The 23,352-nt window shown below is 55.6% G+C and carries 27 protein-coding genes, 2 pseudogenes and 4 riboswitches; of the genes and pseudogenes, 16 read left to right on the forward strand and 13 right to left on the reverse strand.

What is annotated here, in order from left to right:
• Positions 1-186 precede the first annotated feature (186 nt).
• Positions 187-822 carry a TetR family transcriptional regulator gene (locus tag JCM25156_RS02270; RefSeq protein WP_025811955.1) on the reverse strand — a complete coding sequence of 212 codons (636 nt, stop codon included), beginning with the start codon at positions 820-822 and terminating at the stop codon, positions 187-189.
• Between the two features lie 104 nt (positions 823-926).
• Between JCM25156_RS02270 and JCM25156_RS02275 the strand changes: the two genes are divergently transcribed.
• Positions 927-1,598 (forward strand): O-methyltransferase, encoded by a 672-nt coding sequence (locus tag JCM25156_RS02275; protein WP_025811957.1) that lies wholly within the window; start codon positions 927-929, stop codon positions 1,596-1,598.
• A 216-nt stretch (positions 1,599-1,814) separates the two neighbouring features.
• On the opposite strand, the gene JCM25156_RS02280 is transcribed toward JCM25156_RS02275, so the two are convergent.
• On the reverse strand, positions 1,815-2,168 hold the full coding sequence (locus tag JCM25156_RS02280; protein ID WP_242402406.1) for a winged helix-turn-helix transcriptional regulator: 354 nt from the start codon (positions 2,166-2,168) through the stop codon (positions 1,815-1,817).
• Between the two features lie 205 nt (positions 2,169-2,373).
• Between JCM25156_RS02280 and JCM25156_RS30510 the strand changes: the two are divergent.
• Positions 2,374-2,643: pseudogene (locus JCM25156_RS30510) on the forward strand (alcohol dehydrogenase catalytic domain-containing protein); the annotation flags it as partial.
• Between the two features lie 272 nt (positions 2,644-2,915).
• Entirely contained in the window at positions 2,916-3,329 is a 414-nt protein-coding gene (locus tag JCM25156_RS30515; RefSeq protein WP_242402407.1) for a zinc-binding dehydrogenase, read from the forward strand.
• Positions 3,330-3,858: 529 nt separating this feature from the next.
• Here JCM25156_RS30515 and JCM25156_RS27550 read toward each other — a convergent pair.
• Both JCM25156_RS27550 and JCM25156_RS02290 read right to left on the reverse strand, forming a co-directional pair.
• Positions 3,859-4,152 (reverse strand): hypothetical protein, encoded by a 294-nt coding sequence (locus JCM25156_RS27550; protein WP_242402408.1) that lies wholly within the window; start codon positions 4,150-4,152, stop codon positions 3,859-3,861.
• Positions 4,153-4,193: 41 nt separating this feature from the next.
• Complete coding sequence (locus JCM25156_RS02290) at positions 4,194-5,549, reverse strand: voltage-gated chloride channel family protein (RefSeq protein WP_025811959.1); 1,356 nt, start codon at positions 5,547-5,549, stop codon at positions 4,194-4,196.
• 121 nt (positions 5,550-5,670) lie between these two features.
• A riboswitch (Fluoride riboswitch) is annotated at positions 5,671-5,745 on the reverse strand.
• Positions 5,746-5,857: 112 nt separating this feature from the next.
• Positions 5,858-5,921: riboswitch (Fluoride riboswitch) on the forward strand.
• 2 nt (positions 5,922-5,923) lie between these two features.
• Here JCM25156_RS02290 and JCM25156_RS20840 point away from each other — a divergent pair.
• The 3 genes from JCM25156_RS20840 to JCM25156_RS02305 all read left to right on the forward strand — a co-directional run bounded on the left by JCM25156_RS20840 (position 5,924) and on the right by JCM25156_RS02305 (position 7,500).
• Positions 5,924-6,604, forward strand: coding sequence for a histidine phosphatase family protein (locus JCM25156_RS20840; protein ID WP_242402409.1), 681 nt, complete (start codon positions 5,924-5,926; stop codon positions 6,602-6,604).
• A gap of 45 nt (positions 6,605-6,649) precedes the next feature.
• Positions 6,650-6,946 carry a DUF211 domain-containing protein gene (locus JCM25156_RS02300; RefSeq protein WP_084296404.1) on the forward strand — a complete coding sequence of 99 codons (297 nt, stop codon included), beginning with the start codon at positions 6,650-6,652 and terminating at the stop codon, positions 6,944-6,946.
• 65 nt (positions 6,947-7,011) lie between these two features.
• Entirely contained in the window at positions 7,012-7,500 is a 489-nt protein-coding gene (locus JCM25156_RS02305; RefSeq protein ID WP_242402410.1) for a hypothetical protein, read from the forward strand.
• 49 nt (positions 7,501-7,549) lie between these two features.
• Here the strand turns inward: JCM25156_RS02305 and crcB are convergent, their stop codons facing one another.
• Complete coding sequence (gene crcB / locus JCM25156_RS02310) at positions 7,550-7,999, reverse strand: fluoride efflux transporter CrcB (RefSeq protein ID WP_025811961.1); 450 nt, start codon at positions 7,997-7,999, stop codon at positions 7,550-7,552.
• 60 nt (positions 8,000-8,059) lie between these two features.
• Positions 8,060-8,887, reverse strand: coding sequence for a universal stress protein (locus tag JCM25156_RS02315; protein WP_025811962.1), 828 nt, complete (start codon positions 8,885-8,887; stop codon positions 8,060-8,062).
• A gap of 83 nt (positions 8,888-8,970) precedes the next feature.
• Positions 8,971-9,055, reverse strand: a riboswitch (Fluoride riboswitch).
• A gap of 87 nt (positions 9,056-9,142) precedes the next feature.
• A riboswitch (Fluoride riboswitch) is annotated at positions 9,143-9,205 on the forward strand.
• A gap of 65 nt (positions 9,206-9,270) precedes the next feature.
• Here JCM25156_RS02315 and eno point away from each other — a divergent pair.
• Positions 9,271-10,608: a phosphopyruvate hydratase gene (eno, locus tag JCM25156_RS02320; protein ID WP_034958114.1), complete on the forward strand. Its 1,338-nt coding sequence runs from the start codon at positions 9,271-9,273 to the stop codon at positions 10,606-10,608.
• Positions 10,609-10,636: 28 nt separating this feature from the next.
• Here the strand turns inward: eno and JCM25156_RS02325 are convergent, their stop codons facing one another.
• Entirely contained in the window at positions 10,637-11,455 is an 819-nt protein-coding gene (locus JCM25156_RS02325) for an ABC transporter permease (RefSeq protein ID WP_025811964.1), read from the reverse strand.
• On the reverse strand, positions 11,452-11,994 hold the full coding sequence (locus JCM25156_RS02330; RefSeq protein WP_306301733.1) for an ABC transporter ATP-binding protein: 543 nt from the start codon (positions 11,992-11,994) through the stop codon (positions 11,452-11,454). Before JCM25156_RS02330 ends, JCM25156_RS02325 begins: the two co-directional genes overlap by 4 nt.
• Positions 11,995-12,611: 617 nt before the next feature.
• Here JCM25156_RS02330 and JCM25156_RS32515 point away from each other — a divergent pair.
• The 6 genes from JCM25156_RS32515 (at position 12,612) to JCM25156_RS02350 (ending at position 17,878) form a co-directional block, all read left to right on the forward strand.
• Positions 12,612-12,746, forward strand: a complete 135-nt coding sequence (locus JCM25156_RS32515) for an HNH endonuclease (protein ID WP_407637090.1) — start codon at positions 12,612-12,614, stop codon at positions 12,744-12,746.
• Entirely contained in the window at positions 12,736-13,185 is a 450-nt protein-coding gene (locus tag JCM25156_RS28500; protein ID WP_148299275.1) for a hypothetical protein, read from the forward strand. Before JCM25156_RS32515 ends, JCM25156_RS28500 begins: the two co-directional genes overlap by 11 nt.
• 1,257 nt (positions 13,186-14,442) lie before the next feature.
• Positions 14,443-16,236 (forward strand): hypothetical protein, encoded by a 1,794-nt coding sequence (locus JCM25156_RS02335; protein WP_025811967.1) that lies wholly within the window; start codon positions 14,443-14,445, stop codon positions 16,234-16,236.
• A 276-nt stretch (positions 16,237-16,512) separates the two neighbouring features.
• Complete coding sequence (locus JCM25156_RS02340; protein ID WP_025811968.1) at positions 16,513-17,151, forward strand: tyrosine-type recombinase/integrase; 639 nt, start codon at positions 16,513-16,515, stop codon at positions 17,149-17,151.
• 8 nt (positions 17,152-17,159) lie between these two features.
• Positions 17,160-17,498: a type II toxin-antitoxin system Phd/YefM family antitoxin gene (locus tag JCM25156_RS27565; RefSeq protein ID WP_183480640.1), complete on the forward strand. Its 339-nt coding sequence runs from the start codon at positions 17,160-17,162 to the stop codon at positions 17,496-17,498.
• Positions 17,495-17,878, forward strand: coding sequence for a type II toxin-antitoxin system VapC family toxin (locus JCM25156_RS02350; protein WP_025811970.1), 384 nt, complete (start codon positions 17,495-17,497; stop codon positions 17,876-17,878). Before JCM25156_RS27565 ends, JCM25156_RS02350 begins: the two co-directional genes overlap by 4 nt.
• Before the next feature lie 189 nt (positions 17,879-18,067).
• Here JCM25156_RS02350 and JCM25156_RS02355 read toward each other — a convergent pair whose 3' ends face one another.
• Positions 18,068-18,904 carry an alpha/beta fold hydrolase gene (locus JCM25156_RS02355; protein WP_025811971.1) on the reverse strand — a complete coding sequence of 279 codons (837 nt, stop codon included), beginning with the start codon at positions 18,902-18,904 and terminating at the stop codon, positions 18,068-18,070.
• A 98-nt stretch (positions 18,905-19,002) separates the two neighbouring features.
• On the opposite strand from JCM25156_RS02355, the gene JCM25156_RS30520 reads away from it, so the two are divergent.
• Positions 19,003-19,239 (forward strand): MerR family transcriptional regulator, encoded by a 237-nt coding sequence (locus tag JCM25156_RS30520; RefSeq protein WP_242402411.1) that lies wholly within the window; start codon positions 19,003-19,005, stop codon positions 19,237-19,239.
• Complete coding sequence (locus JCM25156_RS30525; protein ID WP_242402412.1) at positions 19,239-19,511, forward strand: MerR family transcriptional regulator; 273 nt, start codon at positions 19,239-19,241, stop codon at positions 19,509-19,511. The genes JCM25156_RS30520 and JCM25156_RS30525 overlap by 1 nt, the downstream gene beginning before the upstream one ends.
• On the opposite strand, the gene JCM25156_RS02365 is transcribed toward JCM25156_RS30525, so the two are convergent.
• Positions 19,508-20,200 (reverse strand): type 1 glutamine amidotransferase domain-containing protein, encoded by a 693-nt coding sequence (locus JCM25156_RS02365; protein ID WP_025811973.1) that lies wholly within the window; start codon positions 20,198-20,200, stop codon positions 19,508-19,510. The two genes, JCM25156_RS30525 and JCM25156_RS02365, sit on opposite strands and share 4 nt — an antisense overlap.
• A 150-nt stretch (positions 20,201-20,350) precedes the next feature.
• Between JCM25156_RS02365 and JCM25156_RS02370 the strand changes: the two genes are divergently transcribed.
• The gene (locus tag JCM25156_RS02370; protein WP_025811975.1) at positions 20,351-21,271 is read left to right on the forward strand and encodes an SDR family oxidoreductase; all 921 of its coding nucleotides are present in this window, start codon (positions 20,351-20,353) and stop codon (positions 21,269-21,271) included.
• A gap of 115 nt (positions 21,272-21,386) precedes the next feature.
• Here JCM25156_RS02370 and JCM25156_RS02375 read toward each other — a convergent pair whose 3' ends face one another.
• The 3 genes and pseudogenes from JCM25156_RS02375 to JCM25156_RS20850 form a co-directional block, all read right to left on the reverse strand.
• Complete coding sequence (locus JCM25156_RS02375; protein WP_025811977.1) at positions 21,387-22,193, reverse strand: PhzF family phenazine biosynthesis protein; 807 nt, start codon at positions 22,191-22,193, stop codon at positions 21,387-21,389.
• Positions 22,194-22,220: 27 nt separating this feature from the next.
• Positions 22,221-22,757: a sugar O-acetyltransferase gene (locus JCM25156_RS02380; RefSeq protein ID WP_025811979.1), complete on the reverse strand. Its 537-nt coding sequence runs from the start codon at positions 22,755-22,757 to the stop codon at positions 22,221-22,223.
• A pseudogene (locus tag JCM25156_RS20850) lies at positions 22,754-23,352 on the reverse strand (DUF1349 domain-containing protein); the annotation flags it as partial. The pseudogene JCM25156_RS20850 and the gene JCM25156_RS02380, both read right to left, overlap by 4 nt.

Genomic DNA, 23,352 nt, shown 5'->3' on the forward strand with positions numbered 1-23,352 from the left:
TAGAGGCGGCTTTTTTGTGTCCAGATTTCCACCGCAGGAAACACATAGGAAACAGACGAAAAGGTACCGGGGCGCGGTTTTGTCCACTTTCACAAATGCGTGAAAGCCGGGGAGGGGCGTCTTCTGACTGAGCCGAAGATGGTCTGGCGCACTTAGAGCGGCCCACATTCGGATGACAGATTCCGATCAGATGTTTCCAGAGAGCCGGAGCAGATACGCTTCGAACATATCGGCCATGGCATCGGCATAGGCTGCGATTTCCACGTCGCTTCGGGGTGTTTCCGAGAACGCCTTGCCGACCGCACCGAAAGTCGTCCTGATGAGGTTACCTGCCAGGGCGCGCTCGTCGTTTGAGGCGTTCGGCAGGACTTCGCGCATAAAGCGCTGGATGATCTCATTTCCTACCTGTCGCACTTCTGCGGCTTCTGGTGCATCCCGATAGAGGGGGGCGGCATCGTCGAGTGCTATACGAACGGATGCTTCTGCGCATTCCGAACGGATGAAAGCATGGGTTAGTACTCGCAAACGCGCCAGCGGTGGTTTGCTGGCGTCGTCAAGCGTATTGCGCAGCATCGCGGTCGTCTCACGCCATTCGTCGGTCTGGAGCCGGAACAGGATGGCGGCCTTGTTGGGGAAATACTGGTAGAGCGAACCGATGCTCACACCAGCTTTTTCCGCCACACGGGCCGTGGTGAAGCGTGTGGCGCCTTCCTCGGCCAGAACACGAACAGCGGCTTCCAGAATCGTGGCGACAAGTGCGGCCGAACGCGCCTGGCCGGGCTGTTTGCGGACGGAAATCCTCGGGTTGCGGCGATCGGTCATGGTGTTCCGGGGAATGCGAATAGGAAACGCGATGAATCAATCGTATTTTTGCGGGGTGCGCAAGGTAAAGCGCAGCAACCCCGTTCCTGAACAGAGATCACATCATGACCCCTGATAAAGCGCCCACCCTGATGAGCGCGCCTGTTGCTCCGCTGCTCGACCGGCTGTTCGCCGAGGCGGACGCCGCCACGAGCCCTGCCGTTTCTAACTTGGCCCCAGAGGAGTTGCAGCGTCTGGTCGGCAGCCGGGCTGACTATGTGCAATTCTACGGTCTCGCAAAAGACCTGTGGCTTCCCGTCTCACGCGAAACAGGCAGGCTCCTATACATGCTGGCCCGTGTCATGCGGGCGCAGCATATTGTGGAATTTGGAACATCCTTCGGGATTTCGACAATCCATCTTGCCGCTGCCCTGCGCGACAATGGTGGTGGCAGGCTGATCACCACCGAGTTTGAACCTTCCAAGATTGTCCGTGCGCGGCAGCACGTTGAAGAAGCCGGGCTGGCTGATCTTGTGGAGATGCGCGAGAGGGATGCCCTGACCACGCTCGCCACCAATCTGCCCGAGACCATCGACCTTGTGCTGCTTGACGGTGCCAAGCCGCTTTATCCCGACATCCTTGCGCTGCTGGAAAGCAGGCTACGCCCTGGCGCGATGATTGTTGCGGATAATGCCGATTACAGTCCGGATTATCTGGCGCGGGTGCGCTCTCCGGCCGCCGGGTATCTCTCGCTGCCATTTGACGGGGACGTTGAGCTGTCGGTGAAGCTTGGCTGATTGCTGCTTTTTGTGGAGACGCATTGCCGCGGGCAAAAACACGGACGATGATGGCCACTATGAAGGTGTAGGGCGATAGAAAGGTAATAAAACGCGTATCAGACTGCCTGCTCGACAGAAGCAGAAAGCAGACGGTCAGTAATTACGTTCATCCCCGACGCTACATGCCCACCAGCATGTTTCCGAAACCGGATCTGCCTGGCGATCGTTGAACGGCTATGCATCGGACGCTTTAGCTGCGCGTCTCAGATCCGCCCAGTCCAGCAGGGCTATGAAAACCGGACCGAGCGCTTTGCCAATGTCCGTCAGGCCATATTCGACTTTAGGCGGAACCTGTGCGTGGACCGTGCGGAAAATGACCTTTTCCTGCTCCAGCGCACGAAGCTGCTGGATCAGCATTTTCTGTGAAATATCCGGTATGGCTCTTTGCAGGTCTGAAAAACGCATGACCGGCCCCTCAAAAAGCCAGGCCAGAATCATCATCTTCCACCGTCCTTCGAGAATGCGAATGGCGCACTGCATATCGGCGGCCGAGCTGGAACGGGGACGAGCATTGTAGATGGTTTTCATATCTGAATCGGGCATGGTTACCTTTTGGTGGGTATTGGACTTTTTTGTGCGTTCTTGTCACGACGACAGCACCATAGCACAGAGAAAGGCGCAACAGCGGTCCCGGCTGCCTCCCTGGCTGAAGGAAACACCTGCCATGTCCATGCGCGTGTGGCGCTTCGACGCCCTATCTTCTCTCAATGACCTTTCCATGCACAGTGAGCCGATGCCCGCACCTCAGCGCGGAGAAGTTCTTGTAAAGGTACGTGCTGTTTCACTGAATTATCGTGATATCGCACCCACTCTCGGTCGCTATGTCTGGCCAGCGAAGTCTGGGCTTATCCCATGCAGCGATGCGGCAGGGGAAGTCGTCAGTGTTGGCGAAGACGTGACGGTTTTCCGCCCGGGAGATCAGGTTGTCGGCAGTTTTCATGCCGGCTGGCTGGGTGGCAGACCGCCTCTCGGGTTGATGCTGGAAAGCTATGGCACCGGTTCGGATGGCTGGCTGACTGAATACAAGGTCGTCTCACAGGAAGCGGTGGTATCGCTTCCGAAGAAGGTCTTATTTGAGGAAGGAGCCACTCTTCCCTGTGCGGCCGTGACGGCCTGGAACGCGCTTTCGGGCAGTGCCCCCATGCGAGCCGGACAGACAGTCCTGACCCTTGGTACAGGTGGAGTTTCGATGTTTGCGGTACAGCTTGCCAAAGCCGTGGGAGCGACTGTGATCTCAACGACGTCCAGTGCGGAAAAGGCCGAACGGCTGAAGCATTGGGGGCCGATCATATTGTCAATTACAGGGATATTCCGAAATGGGGCCGATACATCAAAGATGACATCACTGGTGGAGCAGGCGTGGACTGTGTCGTTGAAGTCGGTGGCCCTGCGACGATCAATCAGTCTCTCGAAGCTGTTCGCTGGGGTGGAGAGGTTGTGCTGGTCGGGTTTCTGAGTAGTGACAATCCGGGAATTGACTATTTCCACCTCAAAGGCAGCGGTGCAGTCGTCCGTTCTGTCGCTGTGGGTGACAGGCCTATGCTGGAAGGCCTTGTGCGTGCATGGACCGCGTCAGGCCTGAAGCCCGTGATCGACAGCGTGTTTCCCTTTGCCCACGCGCGAGAGGCATTTGACCATCTCATGACTGGCAGCCATGTCGGGAAAATCGTCATTACCCTCTCGGACTGACCCACGCGATGGTGCTTCTGCCATATCGCTCCGACGGCATGACGACTGTCCTGGCATGATTTTGGTAGTCGGGCGTGCTCGGATACACCTTTGGATAAACCGCAAGCGGACCGTCAGCTTACCCCTTCTGATCGGCCTGTCTGCTTAGTGATGCAGGAGCAGACAGGCAGCAGTCGCCTTCATTTCAGTCAAACATTCTCGGAAAGCGGTTTCCAGATAGCAGACATAAGTCGGTTAGATCTGAGCTATCATGGAGCCTGTTTGGAAATACGCGCTGGTGAGAGAGAACCGTCCGCAAGGCTTGGGACTGTCGTGTGTTTTTGATCACCGAAGCGCAGGAAACGCACGTCGGTCCTTGTTTGCTGGAATCCAAAAAACGACGGCGCCTATTAGATATTCTGACACTCTCAAACCCGTTCAGTAGAGGTGTTATCTACCTCTGACACCGAAGAGAACGTCCAGTATTCAAGGGGTTTGTAGTATATACTGGCCTCGGTGAGCATGTATTCGTGATTCTGGCAAAATTCTTTCAGGCGGTCATGGTCTCCGATAATATCCACGTAAACAGAGAGAAAATGATTGGGTATTTCTCCAATCGTCGTTTCGATTCTCTGGTTTTTGCCAAGGCTGTAATTGGAAAAATGGGCATTGGAACTCTTGAAGCTGCATGGCGCGCGGCATGGATAAGTTCCAGGTAGAGCGGTCGACGTCGAGACAGGAAGGAAAGCCGTCCGCGTCCTTTTCCGACCGCGCGGGTGCCGCGTGTCATAAAAATCCGGATCATACCGGCACGATGGGTCGTTAGCATCTTTGTATCGGTCATGATTGGCAACTATCCTTACGCAAATGATAGGGTAAGTATTGCTATCGGGACGAGTCTGGTTCGCGTCGCAGGGTGCGTGCGTGGCGCAAGGCCATTCCGCCCATAATCAACGGATGACGGATTTTGGGCACGCCGATGCGCTGGGAGAGGTAAATCCCCGAATGGCCGGAGCAGAGGTAGGCAATGAAACAGCCGACCGCCAGGTAAACGGTGTCCGCAGCGCCAAACAATTCCACGCCCATAAGCGTGCAGGCCAATGGGGTATTGGCTGCGCCAGCAAAGACGGCGACAAAACCAATCGCAGCCATCAGGTCGACCGGCGCGTCAAGCAGGCCAGCGAGTGTATGGCCAAGTGCCGAGCCGATAAAAAAGAGCGGCGTGACTTCGCCCCCTTTATAGCCTGAAGCCAGCGCCGCCACGGTGAACACGAGTTTCCAGAGCCAACTCCACGTAAAGTCACCGGGGCCGAAGAAACTGACAATGGCGATTCCGCCGGGCACGGCTGGGGTGACGCCAAGACCGAGATAGTCCCGCGTGCCAACAAGATAGACGAGCATGATCGTGACGATCCCGCCGATCGCGGGGCGCAGCCATGCGATCGGGCAAAGCTTGCGGAAGATCGGCGCAAGTCGATGCACGCTCTCCGCGAATGCCAGACTCGTCAGACCGAAAGCTACAGCGGCAAGCCCGACTTTGGCGAGCAGCAGCAGATTGGCATGGAAAACATCGCCTGTGTGATCGGGGAAACCAACAAAGCCGAGATGGTAGGGGACATGATGGATACCCCAGCTATGGCAGGTCCAGTCTGCAATGATTGACGATGCAGCAACCGGCACCAGGGCAGTGTATTCGATCCTACCTACCGTTAGAACTTCAAGACCGAATATTGCGCCAGCGATAGGCGTGCCGAAAACGGCGCCAAATCCTGCAGCGATGCCCGACATCAGGATGATCCGCATGGCCTCCTTTTCGAGTTGGAAGAGACGCACGAAACCACCAGCGATGCTACCGCCGATCTGCACGGCCGTGCCTTCGCGCCCGACCGAGGCACCGAACAGATGACTGATGACGGTACTGATCAGCACCAGAGGGGCCATGCGGAGCGGCACGCCGCCACCGGGTTCATGGATCTGGTCGACGATCAGGTTGTTGCCCCCTTCGGCCGATCGGCCAAACCAGTGATAGAGCAGCCCCGTCATGATTCCGGCCAGTGGCAAAAGATAGAGAAGCCAGGGATGGGCGAAACGGTATGTCGTCACATTGTCCAGCATCCAGAGAAACAAGGCGCAGAGGCTGCCAATGATGGCTGCCATGGGTAGCAGCAGACCTGCCCATCTGAGAGTTGTACGCAGGTTCGCAAACCATCCACTGAGCAGATGGCGAAGGGAATTTGTCATATTCGTCCGTGGAATGCGGAAAGACATGTGGCTACGCAGGGCCTTGGCCCTGTCATCTGCGCGTGACAAAAGAAAGATGCTTGGCATGACCCGATTCAGACTCCACCCCTTGGTGCCATAAGGCGAGGTAGGAATCATCAGCCCTTGCAGGCGGTTCGACCTTCATGGTCTGGCAGAGTCCATTGCCATAGTCAGACTGGACAGAACAGGCATCTGAAGTCAAGCGTAGGAAACACATTAAATTGCGAGGGGTGTTTCAATACCCTATGCGTATTGTCTTGACGGAAGAAACGGACGTTCACTATTACTGGATACACGGAGATGGGGTTCCTCCTTATAACCGCCATTTTGGCTGATGACTCCTGGCACGACGCGTGAAGCGCAAGCCGGAGGTATATCCAATGACAGCCCTTGTTTTTCCGCCAGTATTATCACCGCATGGTACATCACGTCTGATTCTGGTCCGCCATGGCGAGGTACCGGGCATCAAACCGCCCAGCTTCCGGGGGACGCAGGATCTTCCCCTGACGGACCGCGGTCGGGAGCAGGCCGCCTCGACAGCGCATTATCTGGCTGCGACGTCTGATATCAAAGTCGTTGCGTCCAGTCCCCTGTCACGCTGTGTCGAGACTGCCAGGGCTATTGCCAACCATCATGGTGAAACGGTTTCCCCCATGACTGGCTTGATGGATTTCAATTATGGCGACTGGCAGGGGCATTCCCACGAGGATGTCGCTGCGGCGTATCCTCAGGATTACGGCGCATGGATGCGGACGCCTGATCTCGCGCGCATCCCGAATGGCGACACGCTTGAAGCTGTTGCCCAACGTGCCGTAGGGGCTGCGAATGAAGCCCTTGCGCAGGCAGAAAACGGAACGGTCGTCATCGTAACACATGACAGTGTCATCAGGACATTGATACTCGCCATTCTATGCCTTCCCCTGCGCAATTACTGGAAATTTACGTCAGACCCCTGCGGTGTCAGCATCTTTAAGCCACGCTACGGCGAATGGTCCGTGGAACGTATCAACGAAAGTATCCATACCCGTAAGTAATTCCCCGGTTTTCCTGAATATCCCTGGACACGGAAAGGGTCTGCCATGGACGGGCAACTGAATGTGCGGCGGGTTCTCCTTGACGTTGATCTGTCCATGCGTGGTCCAACGCTGACTGCCGTCGCCGCGGCGATCCAGTCATCTCCCGGTGTGGCGGCCTGCAGCATTACCGTGACCGAAATCGACACGGAAACCATCGGAACGGATGTTACGATCGAGGGGGAGAACATGGATTACGAAAGTATTGTGGAGGCAATCGAAAAAACAGGGGCCGTGGTCCACAGTCTTGACCACCTTGCCACGGGCGACAGGCTTATCGAAAGCGTGCCACGACGCCGATGAGATCCGGCCGCCCCCTGCGATGGTTCCATGAAGTTGAGAACCGGCTTGATATTGTAGTGGGAACCGTGGACGGCATCCTGAATGCACTGACGCTGGCATCACGCAGTTTCCTTGGTCACGGGCACGTCATAACGTACACGCTGGCATTTCGGGTGGGGATGGCCGCAGGGCTGACGACGCTGTTCGTATTTTTTGTTGCCCACTATGCACAGGAACGAACTGCACTTGTCGGAATTGAAAGGGAACTGAACCTGCGTCCGAGCAGTCATATGTCTGCCACGGCCCTGGGGCGGAAAGCGCTCGTCAATTCTGCCTTGGGTGCGATGCTTGCGGCCGTCTGCGGACTGGCGGGGTCAATGACACCGCTTCTTCTGGCCATGATACTTCCCGGTCCTTCATGGCTGGGCCTTCTGGCGACGCTCGCGCTGCTGGCGCTTATGGGCGTCGCCCTGGCCGGAACGGTTCACGGGTCCCGTGTTGCGTGGGGCATGGCTCTGTTCATGGGGGGCGGCGTGCTGGCCTATATCGGCCTTGAACTTGGTCTTGTTCAGTAAAACCGCCCCGGACTGCCGTTATGGATATCCGGGCAGAAGGGGGACGTTTTTATTTCCGCGGAAGATCTGAATCATGCATGGGAGAGGCGTGGATGCTGGCAGAACGTCCGTTGACAGCCTCGGCGGATACATAGCCGAGGGCCGTGGCGCTAAGACACAGCACCACAGACAGCGCGACATTGAGCAGGGCACGAACCAGGGCTCCATCCCGGGCGAGGTCGATCGTCTGGAGGCTGAAAGACGAAAATGTCGTGTAACCGCCGCAGAGTCCTGCCATGACGATCAACCGGGTTTCGTTTGATGCCGGGAAGCGGGCATGGGCGGCCGTCAGGGCACTGAAAAAGGCAATGGCGAAAGAACCTGTTATGTTGATCAGGATTGTACCCCACGGTAACCGCTGGCTCCATGAAAGTGTCAGGATACCTGCGTAATAACGGAGCAATGTCCCCATCGCGCCTGCGACAGCGATCCACAGCGGGGTAAGGACGCCAGACATCATCGAAAACTATCCTTCATGCCTGCATACATGTGCGCGCACCGCAGGCATTGTGTTCAATATTCAGTGGTGGGTCAGGATGGGAAGGGTGGCGTGGGCGAAAAGATCCTGTGTCGGGCCGCCGAACAGCCACTCAAGGAAATGCGGTCGGGTATAGGCCCCCATGATGAGGAGATCGGCATTCGCGGCCAGTGCATGGGTGCGGATCTGTTCCCCGACATCACCGTCGATCCTGAACCGGTCGACATTGATCTGTACGCCCCGCCTGCCAAGGGTGCTGGCGAAAGCCGGCAGTGGGGTTTCGTTGCCATCGTGTTCACCGATAATGAGCGTCACGCGCTCGGCGGTTTCCAGCAGCGGCATGGCGGCCGATATGGCGTTATCGAGCGCGTGCGAGGGATGCCATCCGATCACCGGCCTGTGCCCGACGGAGGCATAGTCCTGCAATGGTGCGACAATCAGGGTGGCCTCGGCGTCATAGAGAATGCCCGCAAAGGCATCCACCACATAGGCCGGATCGCCTGCCCGGGGGCGGCCATGAATGACAAAATCGGCGCTTCGTGCTTCCTGTGCCGCGATCTTGCGGACATCTCCCGCGATTTCGACCCATTGCCTGTCTGGTCGGTGCTGTGCATCGGGTGATGCCGAGCCTATCCAGGCAGAGGCGATTTCACGCAGCCTGTCAGCACGTGCCGTCACATCACGCGCAAAGCGCTGCTGCTCCTCGGTGGTGGGCATCCCCTCGTCGGGCGTCTGGAATGCAGGATTGTCCGCAAGACGCGGATGCAGGATACGAATCTGATCCGCACATAGCCGCTCGGCCAGCGCTCCGGCGGTCCCGAGTGTGAAAAGCGCGGTATCAGGCCGATCCAGAACAACCAGAAGGCGCATGACGTCATTCTCCCCCAAACGGTCAGTAACGGAGCCATATGGTAAGGAGGAAAGAAGTCGGACGGATTCCCCCCATGCAGGCCCGCAGGGTAGGAATCATCAGCCTCCACCAGGGAAGCGGTTCGACCGCCATGTAGCGATCAGGCAGAATCCATTGCCATAACCAGTATCACCCGTGAACGATGGCGCCTGTCAAGTGTTGGAACGATATCGTCGTAGGAACCGGCATGATCGTCGTGACATGTGCTTTGATTGACCGCGCAGGGAGATGGAGTTCCTCCCGTAACCGCCCTCAGGGCTGATGACTCCTGCCCATGCGACATATGTTGTCGCGGCAGGAGATCCATGTCCTTCCGCGACCATCGGAATGGAAGGATATAATGATGGTTTCCGATAATGATTTCCGCATCCACAGCATCGACGCGCTTGAAATCCTTGATTCCCGGGGTAATCCAACCATTCGTGTGATGCTGGTGCTCGATGGTGGAACAGGAGCCGTTGCATCCGTTCCGTCTGGCGCGTCTACCGGACAGTTCGAAGCCCACGAGCTGCGTGATGGACCGCAACCGGATTCTACGCCGTCAACACAGAGCCACGCCCGCTATGGCGGCAGGGGCGTCTGTCGGGCAGTTGCCAATGTCCGCGATGTGATTGCGCCTTTGCTGGTCGGTCAGGATGTGCGACGGCAGGCTGCCATCGACCGGATCATGCTGGAACGCGACGGAACCGGAAACAAGGCAGGGCTGGGCGCGAACGCGATCCTCGGCGTATCGATGGCCGTGGCACGAGCGGCGGCGGCCGCTGCGGGCATTTCCTTATATGCCAGCCTCGGTGGAAGTGGCGCCCGCAGGTTGCCGGTTCCCATGATGAACGTGCTGAATGGCGGTCTGCATGCTGCCAACGGGCTGGAGTTCCAGGAGTTCATGATCGTGCCGCACGGTGCTCCGACCTTTTCGGAAGCCCTGCGCTATGGGAGCGAGACTTTCCATGCGCTTCGTTCCCTTCTTCATGAACAGGGTCATGTTACCTCGGTCGGTGACGAAGGTGGCTTTGCGCCGAAACTTGCGGATAACGAAACCGCCTGCGCCCTGATCGTGGAAGCAATCGAAAGGGCCGGGTATCGTCCCGGTCCCGATATCGCCATTGCGCTGGATCCGGCGGCCTCATCTTTTGGCCATGAGGGCGCTTATCGCCTGAAGGTAAACGGCACGCCCGTCACGCGCACTTCCGATGAAATGACTGCGCTTTATGCGGAATGGATCGACCGCTATCCCATTGTTTCACTGGAAGACGGGCTTGCCGAGGATGACTGGGCCGGCTTCACCGCGCAGACTGCAAAACTCGGCGGGCGTTTACAGATTGTTGGTGACGACATCTTCGTCACCAATCCCGCGTTCATTGAACGTGGCATCCGTGAAAAGACGGCCAACGCCGTGCTGATCAAGTTGAACCAGATTGGTACGGTGACGGAGACCATTGCTGCTGTTGACGCGGCAAGGCGCGCGGGATGGTCCTATATCGTGTCTCATCGTTCTGGAGAGACGGAAGATACCTTCATCGCAGACTTTGCTGTCGCGATGGGCGGGGGACAGATCAAGACCGGTTCGCTTTGCCGCAGCGAGCGGATCGCGAAATATAACCGTCTGCTTGAAATCGAGCATGAGCTTGGCAGCGAAGCGGAATTCATTTCCCCCTTTCTGCATGACTGTCCGGTAGCATGATGCACACCTGAAGCAGGAAGGGAGGGCGTCAGGACGATTTTGTTTTTGAAATGGGTGACTGCAGGCGCTCAAGGCGCAGCCGTGCCCGGCTATCTGTCAATCGCCAGGCCGTCAGGCCGGCCGCGAGTGTAGCCCCCGTCATGTTTCCGCTGACAATCAGGGACATCAGCAGGATCTGGTATTTTGAAGCATCCAGCGGGCTCATTCCTGCCAGGATCTGTCCGGTCATGATGCCGGGCATGGTAATGATTCCGGCCGCCGCCATCTGGTTGAGGGTGGGCAGCAAGGCAGACCGGATTGCCTGACGGATCAGTCCGTTCATGGCCCGTGTACGGGTTGCCCCCAGAATAAGCCGGGCCTCAATCGCCTGACGTTCCCGCGTGATGGTGGACAAAAGTGTATTCATCGACAGGCTCGTCGCGTTCATGGCATTACCCAGCAACAGTCCGGTCAGCGGAATGGCCGTCCTGGCCACATACCAGGGGTGGGGCTGCAATGCGGTCAGCAGTCCGATCAGCGCCGCCATGACGGTACCTGTAACCGTCGCAATGCCTCCAATAGCGAAATGCCAGCCGGGCGTAAGCCGGGTCTGCTGGCGGGCTCCGGCTTCATACGCTGCAGCCATGAACATCACGCCAAGTACACCCAGTGTCGGCCACACCGATGTCTGGCGGAACACAGACAGCAGGATGCTGCCTACCAGCGCAAGCTGCGTCGCCATGCGCGCGGCCGAGACCAGAAGCAGTCTTTGCAGGTCCAGCGCGAGCAGGCGCGACAGAACAGCGCCCGCAGCGATCAGCAGCGCGGCAACCAGCAGGTCATGTGTGGTCAGGATAATCGGACTCACGGCGTGATGCCTGCCAGTCGGCCAGCGTGCATGCGAAAATGTCTGTCCCCCATACGCCCGGCCTGTCGCATGTCATGGGAGACAAGAACGATGACGGTTCCCCGCGCCTGCCAGGCCTGAAGGACACGCTCGACCCGGCCGGTTGAGGTCTCATCCAGCGCGGAACAGGGTTCGTCGAGCAACAGCACCCCGGGATGCAGTAAAATCGCCCGGAGCAGCGCCAGCCGCTGGCGCTCCCCCGTTGACAGGCGCGAAAGCGGTGTCTGAAGACAGTGCCCCGCAAGCCCAAAATCCACCATGAGGTCCCGCACTTCATCGCTGTCCGCCATATGATCGAGAACATGATCGGACCACCATCCAGGTTCGGCCGGAACATATTGCACCAGTCGACGCCATGCCGCCACGGACATTCCGGAACATGCCACACCGTCAAGCAGGCAGTCCCCTTCATGGGGATCAAGATCCGCGATCATACGCAGCAGAACGGACTTTCCACTACCGGATGGTCCGCTGACCGTCACACATTCACCAGCCGCCACATCAAAGGTGAAAGGGCCGCCTTGGGCAGAGAACAGGCTTGCGACCGTCAGTCTCGCGCGTCGAGTAGACTGGCTGAGGGGAGTGGCAGAAGCAAAAGGGGCAAAGACTGTTGTAGGGGATCTCACAAGCGATCATTCCCGGAATGACCCGAAGAGCACGGGCATGCATTCATATCAGTATAATGTAGTCGGTACCGAAGCAGGCACTGCAGACAGATTAGCCTTATTATACGCGGTATATCCGCACCGTCCTGCCCTCGCGACATTCACCTCGCGATGCTCATCATCCGATCTCGCGCATGGCCGATAGATTTTTCGATTGACCAAATCGTTGATCAGGAACCATGGCAGCTTTCGCCTTCATTGCAGACGTGTTTCTTGAGTAAGATCATCCTGTAAGCAGACATTGTCGTGTAGCAGTGACGAAGATGGGTGTATTGCAATCTACTGTCAGGCTATATTCTTCTAGCACTACAGTTGCAATTTTCTTTGTTCGCCCATTGTTCATCACTCCCATACTTTCCAGAAGGCTCGAATTTCAGGCTGTCTATGACGAGAAAAAACGCAATTTATTCATCTTTCTGGCCCGAACATAAACCGCAACTGTAGTGCTAGTGGTGGATCACATCATACCTTTGTGCCAAGCCCCGCATTTGAAATTTGAAGAAAGCAACCTTCAAGTGCTTTGTAAGAGTTGTCACGCGAAGAAAGCCTATACAGAGACTATTGAAAATGGAAAAAATGAATTATGATGTAGGCAACTTTTATAAGATACATTATATGTCAGAAAATAACAAAAAAAGCAAAACGCATTTCCCCAGATTCAACCTTGTATATAGCTTTGCAGACAAAGTATTCAAAATAGCTTCTTGGATTGTGGCAACATCCGCAGCATATTATATTGCAGAAAAAACACGAGACCCATATGTGGCTTCTTTGTGGTTAATAATGTATACATTATTATCCGCCGTAACGGGCATTTTCATAATAGAAATTGTATTGTTTTTATTCGGAAAATATCTTGAAAGTGATAATATTTTTATAAAGATATTGAGTTTTGCTATTTCCATCCCTATTCTCATATCATTACTAACTTTTAGTTCAAAAATTATACGAGAACAGTTAATCCCTGTATTCCATAATGCGACCGTTGGACATGCAGAAAATAACACTACGCAACCAAACAGATAGTGGGTCAAATCGCTTGGATCCGAGTATAAACCGCGCTACAGATCGTGCAATGACATATAAATGGATCGCCTATGCTATGAAAGAACAATGAAAGTGATAACATTACATTAAAAAAATCACTATAAATAATATAATATTTGAAGTGTATGGAATGGGTGTATAATTTATGACCGATTTATATGTAGTTAAGTTAGTAAAATCTATATGTGCTGGTATGTCAGAAGCAAAGTCAAATGGTTCTTTTAATAACTTTGATTTTGTTTTCTCATGTTCCGAGAAAGTTTTTAAATTCATCACATGGTTAATATGTCTAGCAACAGTTCAATATCTATATCATGAGTCAGGTAATATTGTACTGTTGGCTATTTCTATGATATTAAGCACATTAATAATATGCTCAATGACTACTTTTCTAGTTCTTGTCGGATCTATATTGTCTTCTATAGCAATTTTTCATATTGAAAATAAGATATTGGGTTTCGTGTATAATTTTTTTATTGTCTTGATTTCTACATACTCAGTACTATATATCCCGCATTATATTATTGACAACATTGTGCCGGTTATAGAAAAATTCGCACATAGTAAATAATAATAAAAAATGGAATCATTTTTACAATATTCCCTTTTCTTTTGGTATTCTCCATTTATATCAAACCACATCGAAAATTAATCTAGTGGAGCATTCCATATTGAGTAAGGATCGTCTTGATGTATGCTTGTCCATCTGTTTAGCACTACGGTTGCAGTTTGCTTTGTTCTCTAATTGTTCATGTTTCCCATGCTTTCCAGAAGGTTCGAATTTCAGGCTGTCTACGGCGGGAAAAACCGCAATTTTTACGTTTTTCTGGCTCGGAAAATAAACTGCAACTGTAGTGCTAGTAAGCGCTCTCAAGTCATGTTCATGGATCGTGATGACACCTTGAACCTGTTCTTGGTGACAAACCTACCGCTTCCAAAGGGCGCGCTCCCACTGACCTCGGCATGGAATGTGGAAGATGTGTCTTTCTAGTTTTTCATGTAAGTATGCTGAAATCCGACTTTTTCCACTCATCTGCGATCGCTGTCTGTCTACTCAATTGGAATAGGACAGACGGCAGTCGCCTGCTTTTAGGATATGTGAACCTCTGAGTTTCTTTTCGCGTAGCGATATATGCAATTCTTCTAACGGGCGGCAGGACACTAGGGCCGGTTAGATCTTAAGATGAGCGGCGGCGGCTGCGATGCAGAAAACAGTTCTATAGGGAATTCGTTTATATGCTCCAAATTAACTCGGGCAAGCTATATCCGGACGGTGTGCGCCGCACGAACGAACTCCGGGGCGTGCTCTATTCCAATCTCTTGCTGATGCGGATGGAGGATGACGCGATTGTCACTAAGGCTGGTCGCTTGCTCCAGGCAGACGCAGCCAACCTTCCTCGACCAATCGTCTACGAGGTTACCGAACAGTTCGATGACGAGCCTAGAGTGGGCGTTCTGATCTCGCATGGCGTCCAACCTTATCTGCAGGATTTTGCAGCGGTTGTTTCCTTTGTCTTACGTGTGACCTGTACGCCCGACCCCGATCTCTGCACTAGGTTGCTGAGTGACAAGAGGAGTTTGGGCGTAATGACGCCCCCCGCCAAGCTCGTGCGTAAGGTGTTCGATAAGGAGATCATACTCAATGAGAACGACGACAAAATGCTTAACGGTTTTATCGACGATCTAATTGGACTAGAGCGGAAAAGTTTTCTTGCTGTGATGCGGGCCATTCGCACCTACGTCACCGGACTACATCGTGTAGCCGACGATCTGGAACTCGCCTATACCTTGATGGTCGCCTCCCTGGAGTCCTTGGCTCAGGATTTCGATGGCCACACTGCGCAATGGAGCGACTACGAACAGGGGCGGCGTCAGAGGATCGACAAAGCACTAAAGGATGCGGACGAGGTGACAGCCGGTCGAGTGCGCGATGCCATTCTGAAGGGTGAGCATGTTGCCCTGAAACGACGATTTCGCGAATTCGTCCTCGCCCATCTCCCCGACTCTTATTTTTTGGAGAGCGGTCCTGTAGGCGCACCTGGTCGCCTCGATCTGCGCGATGCCCTGAAGGAGGCCTACGATCTTAGGTCCAAGTATGTGCATCGGCTGCAGAATCTGCCGCAAATGCTCGATACAGACTTATCCTATCGCGAGACTATTCGTAGCGGCCACGCGACGTTTCTTACCTTGGAAGGCCTCGCGCGCGTTGCACGACATGTGATCCTTGAGTTCGTCACTCAGCAACCGAAGTGCCAAACGGAGGATTACGACTACCGTCTCGAACGCTTTGGGATCATATCGGCCGAAATGGCGCCGCAGTACTGGATCTGGCAGCAGATGGGGTTCGTCAAAGGGGCGTGTCGGAAGTACTTTTCTGCGCAGCTCGGGCAAGTCGCGGCGTGCATGCTAACCAAGCAGCCCATCACCGACATGCGCGAGATCTGCGCCAAGATCGAGGAAATTTTACCACGGTTGCAAGGAGAGGACCGGCGCGCCAGCGCGGCCATTTACATTCTGTTTAACCAATTTGTGCAGCCGGACGAGCGTTCGGCGCGGTTCGCTGAAGTTTATGAAAAATGCAGCAATATCCTAACCGATCCATCGATCGAGGCGCTGTGCCTTCATTTACTGTGCAGCATCACGCCGACGTGGCCGATCGCTTCGCAACGAGAAGTGTTGGATACCTACTTCGAGACGAGGAACCAAAAGTCCGGCCTTCGCGTGCCAGAACTGTTCGAGGCGGGCATGGTGTTAAGTCTTGCCGAGCGCTATCGGGGTGGTGGAGATATCCCTCAAGCTAAGGCTCTGCTGGACTTCGCGGCCGTCAATATCTTGCATGTAGGGCCCCTGGCGATGCTCGCTAAAGATTTTGACCCTGAGGTGGCCATCAACTGGCGTGTTCTCCTACCTCAAGCATCATCCGCAGGAGTGCCAGAGGACATGCCTGAAGCTGGCGTGAAAACCTTCCAAGCTGGTTCGGGTCCGCTCCCGGCTGTCGAAGTGGGCGACGAGGCAGATCAATCTAGTTGACCTTCATAAGAAGCCCATTTGTGTCGTGAACGTCGATGCGCTAATGACTGCTTTCCTAACCTTACCATCCAAAAGCGACATGCCGGTTTCCCCCCCTGATCTGCCTATCTGCTCAGTGATACAGAAGCAGACAGGCAGCCGCCGCCCTCATGCCGGTCATAATCGGAGCCTTGCGAATTTCCAGAAAGCAGACGGTCTGCAATAGTTCTCGTTATCCGTCGATATCCTTTCCAGACTTCTGATTGCTGCATCTGCAGCTGATCAGGAGAAAGTATCATGGAAAAGAAAACGCGTTTTCCATCGCCTACGCTGAAGGCGTCCGTGCCTTGGAATGCAGGAAAAATAGTTGGCGCCAAGCGGGCGCTCAAAGAAAAGCACGTCTGGGCAATTCGGTTCTGGCTGGAGAGCGAACAGCGTGTCAGAGACAGAGCTTTGTTTGATCTTGCTCTCGATAGCAAACTCAGAGGCTGCGATCTTGTCAGTCTTCGTATCGGCGATGTCGTTACCAGCGGTCAGGTGCGTCACCGAGCCATGGTCGTCCAGCGGAAAACCCGGCGACCTGTACAGTTCGAAATTACAGAAACAACGCGGGAAAGCGTGCGGGCGTGGCTGGAGCATCGAGGTGGTGGCTTGAATGAGTATGTTTTTCCAAGTCGCCTAAGCGTCAAAGCTCACCTGAGCACAAGGCAATACGCCCGGCTTCTGGATCAATGGGTTCAGGCGGTGGGACTTATCCCCGGGGAATATGGAACTCATTCGCTCCGCCGGACTAAGGTTGCCATGATTTATAAACGAACCGGCAATATCCGGGCCGTGCAGATCCTGCTGGGTCATTCAAAACTGGATAGTACGGTTCGATACCTTGGGGTGGATGTAGAGGACGCTCTGGCACTGTCGGAAGCCACTGATCTCTGAAATCGAATATGCCTCAGGAATTCTCTACCTCCTCCTTATGTGTACATGATATGATGACACATAAGGAGGAGGCCATGAGCGAGCATCTTTCAGATAACGCAGCATCCCCACAGAAAATCGGTGTTCGGGAGTTCCGGGGAAACCTGACAGCTTATCTGCGTCAGGTCAGACAGGGCAGTACGATCCTCGTGACGTCTCATGACGAGGTTGTGGCTGAACTGCGGCCACCAGCTCCTTCTTATCGCCCCCGCCGTCAGCCAGGAGCTCTTCGAGGACGGATCAGAATGAGCGAAGATTTTGATGAGACGCCGCCGGACATTCTTGAAAGCATGGAACGCAACCTGTGAAGGTTCTGCTCGATACGCATGCGTTGCTCTGGTGGCTTTCGGACTCCGACCGGCTGGGTGAGAATGCACGGGAGATCATTGCAGATCCGGTCCACGATATTCTGGTGAGTATCGTGTCATTATGGGAGATTGCGATCAAAATCCGTATCGGAAAACTGGGCGCGGATATGAACGATATTCTGGCAGCCATTCCTGCGGAAGGTTTCTCTCTGCTGCAAATACAACCCGAACACCTGCAGATCCTGATGTCTTTGCCTCTGCATCATCGTGATCCGTTTGATCATCTCCTGATGGCGCAGGCGCAAGCTGAACACGCCACATTCCTTTCGGAAGACGGACAAATGGATCATTACCCTCTCAAGCGAATACGCTGTTCGTGAAGCAGAAACTGCCGTCAGAATACGTCTTCATGTCAAGACATTCCGTCCGTAAGCGAGGTTACCTTCAGCCGACATCGACGGACAGATTTCTGCGCGGCGATATTGCGGGAACTGAACGCACAACAGGGCAGGTGGAGAGGCCAGACGCTACCTGCTGACGCTAAACGTCTCGTCATCATGATGCGATCATCATTCGGTAATGAACGCCAGGATATCTGCATTGATGACGTCTGCATGTGTCGTGTGCATGCCGTGCGGATAACCGGGATAGATTTTCAGCGTGCTGTCCTGAAGCAGCCTGTCCTGAAGGATCGCCGCGTTCTGGTAAGGCACGACCTGATCATCATCGCCCTGCAGCACGAGCACCGGTACTGTGATGGCCTTCAGATCCTCGGTCTGATCCGTTTCGGAGAATGCTTTGATGCCCTCGTAATGGGCCTTGGCGCTGCCCATCATGCCCTGACGCCACCAGTTGCGGATCGTGCCTTCCGACACTTCTGCTCCCGGGCGGTTGAAGCCGTAGAACGGTCCGCTGGCTACATCCAGAAAGAACTGCGCGCGATTGGCCGCAAGCCCCGCACGCAGTCCGTTTAGGACTGAGATCAGTGCACCGTCAGGGCTGCGGTCCGTCTGAACCATCAGGGGCGGCACGGAACTGATGAGCACGGCCCTGGCAACCCGTCCCTGAGGCTGACCATATTTCGCGACATAGCGGGCAACCTGGCCTCCGCCGGTCGAATGTCCGACATGGATGGCGTTTTTCAGGTCGAGATGTTCGACAACGGCCGATGTATCCGCCGCATAATGATCCATGTCGTGCCCGTCGCTCACCTGTGCCGAGCGACCATGACCGCGACGGTCATGCGCGATCACGCGAAACCCCTTGCTCAGGAAAAACAGCATCTGCGTGTCCCAGTCATCGGCGCTGAGCGGCCAGCCATGATGGAAGACGATCGGCCGGGCATCCTTCGGTCCCCAGTCCTTGTAGAAAATCTCCACGCCATCAGATGTCGTGACGAATGACATGATACGCCTCCTTGCCGATCAATAACAGGATACTGGTCAGAGCCTAACGTTGAAGGTAGCTTCAAGGTCAAGCATGCGTTCATGACCGGGGGTAAATCATGAAGATTGGAGAACTGGCACACCTAAGTGGCCTGACACCGTCGAGAATCCGGTTCTATGAGCGCATCGGACTGCTGAAAACGGTTGACCGTCGGCCCAACGGATACCGGACCTATCCGCAGCAGGCGGTGATGATCCTGGGTCTCATCACAACGGCGCAGCGGGCCGGGTTTACACTGGATGAAATCCGCACCCTGCTGCCCCCTGATCTGGAACACTGGACCATGCTATATTGATGGATGCCCTGACACGCAAGATTGCGGATATCGAAGCGTTGCAGGTGCGCCTGGCCCAGAGCAGGGCGCATCTGCTCCGCCTGATCGAGGATATTCAGGCGCGCCCCGACGACATGGACTGTGCGGCCAATGCGCATCGTGTCCTGACGAATATGCTTGCGGAACACCCCGAAGCCCTCGACGTCACGTCGGACGATATCCGCCTTCTGGATGCGACGGACCGCCGTCAGTCGGTAAGCCCTGGCCGCCGTAAAAAGACGGTATCCCGTTAAGCCCCATTCAGAAGCGCCACCACTTTCCTTGCCGTCGCTCTGGCGGAAAAGGGGTTCTGTCCTGTCACCAGCCGTCCATCCGTCACGACATGGGACATGAACGGAAGCAGCGCTTTTTCATAAATCGCGCCCCGTGCCTTCATCTGCGCTTCCGCGTTGTAGGGGATTTCGCGCGCGACACCCGCCAGCCTCTCCTCGGTCCACGAAAACCCGGTGATTTTCCGACCGCGGACCAGAAAGGAACCGTCTGCAAGCCGGGTGTTCAGCAGTCCGCAATATCCATGACAGACAGCGGAGACCACACCGCCCTTTTCCCATAGTGCGCGGGTGATGGTCTGAAGGCCCTCATTGTCGGGAAAATCCCACATCACGCCATGACCGCCGGTGAAGTAGATCGCGTTATAATCGCCCGGATTGATGTCTGCGGGGCAATCTGTTGAAGACAGCAGGGCCATTTTTGCCGGATCGGCCAGCCAGGCCTTGGTTGAGGCATCGCGCATCGGCCATTTCAATGCACGCGGATCAAGCGGAACCCTGCCGCCTTTTGGGCTGACAATGCGTTGTTCATGGCCGCTGGCGGCAAATACGTCCCACGCATGCGTCAGTTCCGACAGCCATAATCCGGTCAAATGCGTGGAATTGCCGAAATGAGTAGTGTTGGTGACAACGTGAAGGATACGACGGTTCATGGCTGGCCCCTCCCGTGCGGCAGCGTTTCTGACCATCGTCCTGTAACGTTCAAGCCCGGTTGAAGGTCAATCTGTAGTTTGACATTAAATCTGACTTCAAGGTTAATGGTGTAAGGGCAAACCTACCTGACGTCATGGAGGCAGCCTCACATGCAGACAATACTGGGCGCAAATGGTCAGATCGCCACGGAACTGGCGCGGACATTGCATCAGCATCATACGGGGGAGTTGCGGCTTGTGAGCCGCAATCCTCGTAAGGTCAACGAAGACGATACTCTCATGACTGCGAACCTGCTGGATGCAGGGCAGACGACAGACGCGGTGAAAGGCAGCCGGATTGTCTACTTCACGGCCGGCTTGCCCCCTGACAGCAGGCTCTGGGAAGAACAGTTTCCCGTCATGCTGAGAAATGCCCTGCAGGCCTGCCGGATGGCGGGAGCCAGCTTTGCCTATTTCGACAATACCTACATGTATCCGCAGAACAGCCAGATCCAGACGGAGGAAACGCGCTTTGCCCCGGTTGGCCGGAAAGGACGGGTGCGCGCGGCAATGGCCACCATGGTGCTGCAGGAAATGGGACGCGGAGACATTCCCGTGCTCATCGCCCGCGCACCGGAATTCTATGGTCCGGCAAAAACCCAGAGCTTTACCAACGCCCTGATCATTGACAGGCTGAAAGCAGGGAAAAGGCCCCTGGTTCCTGTCCGTGACGACACCCGTCGGACCCTCATCTGGACGCCGGATGCGAGCCGCGCGCTGGCAACGCTGGGCAATACACCGGGTGCTTTCGGACAGACCTGGCATCTGCCATGCTGTGACGAGCGGCCGACCTACAAGACATTTGTCACCATGGCGAGCAGGATTTTCGGACGTCCTCCTTCCTATTCGGTCATTGGAAAATGGCCATTGGTCATCGCAGGCATTTTTTCAAAAAAGGTGCGGGAGATCAGAGAGTTGCTGCCCCGTTATGAGCAGGACAATCTCTTCGACTCAACCAAATTCAAACACCATTTTCCTGAGTTTTCCGTGACGACATATGAAGAAGGTCTGGAACTGATCAGGAAGGAATAGAGAGGCAGATACCGCTTTCATGTCAGGCAATGCATGCGCATGTTATGTATCTCAAAAACTGACACTCTTCCCATATTGAAGCCAGCAAAGGTCCCGTGAATTCCTGCAAGAAGGATTATAACCGCAGCACGCCTTCAATCAGGGTCGTTGCCACCCCGCCAACCCAGATTTTTCCATTTTCTTGATCGACATGCACGCGCCCGGCCCGGCCAAGGCAGGTGCCCTGGCTGGCAATGTAATGCCTGGGCGCAAGCCCGCTGCCGATGAGCCACTGCGCCAGCCCGGCGTTCAGACTACCGGTCACGGGATCTTCATTCACCCCACAGGCCATGGCGAAGGCGCGCACCTCGAACTGCGCCTGTTGCCCATCGTGGATGGGATCCCAAGGGCCTGTTACGCCGATACACAGGTCCGACAGTGCTGCATAATCGGGCTCAAGCGCCAGAACCTCCCTGCGGGACCCCAGCATGATGGATAGCCATCCCGGCCCGTTATCAGTCCATCCATCCGCAACCCGGTGCAGCAGGTCGGGCTGCACCGTCCCCGAACGCCGCAATGGGGGCGCTGCAAAAGCAAAGCAGCCATTATGCGCGCGCACCGGCACAAGGCCCAGACCACATTCCTGCACGATCGTATTCCCGCGCGGCTGGCCGCCCGCAGCCAGCCAGGCATGACAGCTACCCAGGGTAGGGTGACCAGCAAACGGCAGTTCAGTCCGGGGCGTAAAAATACGCACCCTGTAATCTGCTTCCGGCATGGTCGGCTGGAGCAGGAACGTGGTTTCGCTCAGGTTGGTCCAGTTGGCACAAGCGGCCATCTGCTCGGTGCTCAGGCCGTCTGCCCCTATCACCACGGCCACCGGATTGCCTCTGGCCGGTTCGGCAGAAAACACGTCGATCTGTTGAAACTGGAATTCAGCCATGGGTGTGTCTGTTTGCCGGGGTTATGATCACAGATGCAGGGGCCGCGCCGGATTACCGGCCGCGGTTACACCAGAAGGCACATCACGGGTGACGATACTGCCAGCGCCGATAATGGCATGATCCCCGATCGTGATGCCGGGCAGGATGATGGCGCCGCCACCGATCCAGACATTGCGGCCAATGGTAACGGGGCGGCCAGATTCCAGCATTTTCTCGCGCAGCGCCGGGTCGCGCGGGTGGTCGGCTGCCAGGATCTGCACGCCCGGACCGATCTGCGTTCCATCCCCGATCCTGACCGGCACTACATCAAGCACAATGCAGTTGAAATTGAGGAACACATTGCGCCCAAGGAAAATGTTGTAGCCGTAATCACAATGAAAAGGCGGGCGGATACAGGCGTTCTCTCCAACCGCGCCCAGCCATTCGGGCAGGGACCCGTTGCTGGTGTTGTACCGGGCAAGCCACTCAGCACATTGCGCCATATCGTGCTGCAATTCGGGGTCGCTGGTCACATACAACTCGCCCGCCAGCATTTTCTGTTTTTCGCTGCGGTGGGGCATCATGTCAGGTCGTGTAGCGGCTTGTTAAGCGGTGGGGTCAGGTGCCAGTCAGAAAAACGCACCTTCAGGCCCTCACGCTCAGGCGTGCAGCACATCGGCCCGACCAGATAGGACCCAGCCACGGGGAAGGGGGCCAGGCGCACGAGCGGCCAGATCCTGCCATCACCCGAGACCTGAAGCCGCAGCACGCCATCCGCCACGCTTGCGCGCATCCAGAAATCTTTCGGGTCGCCTTCGTAAGGAGCCGTGGCCCAGTCCGATCGGCCATCGGTCAGCACGCTGCTGAGCATGGCGCGCCCGTCCGAGAGTTCGATCCCGGCCTTGACCCAACGCGTCTCGTCAATGCGCACCATGAGACCGGCCTGATCGTACAGCTTCTCATATTCGGCACGGATGCGAAGCTGCGCCGTGAAGCGGGCAGGGGCATGCAGGCCGTAAAAATGGCCGCTATCGCGCGTGAAGCCGTAGAAAGTCTCGCGCCAGAAGTCGGAGCCCTTGTCCGTTGTCATCTCAAGCGCATCGGCCTGATCGCGCTCTGATGTGGTTTGTTGAGCCAGACCCCGCCCCGCCACGGGCCGCGCGTGCTGGCATGCGCCCC

The sequence above is a fragment of the Komagataeibacter kakiaceti JCM 25156 genome (genome assembly GCF_000613305.1).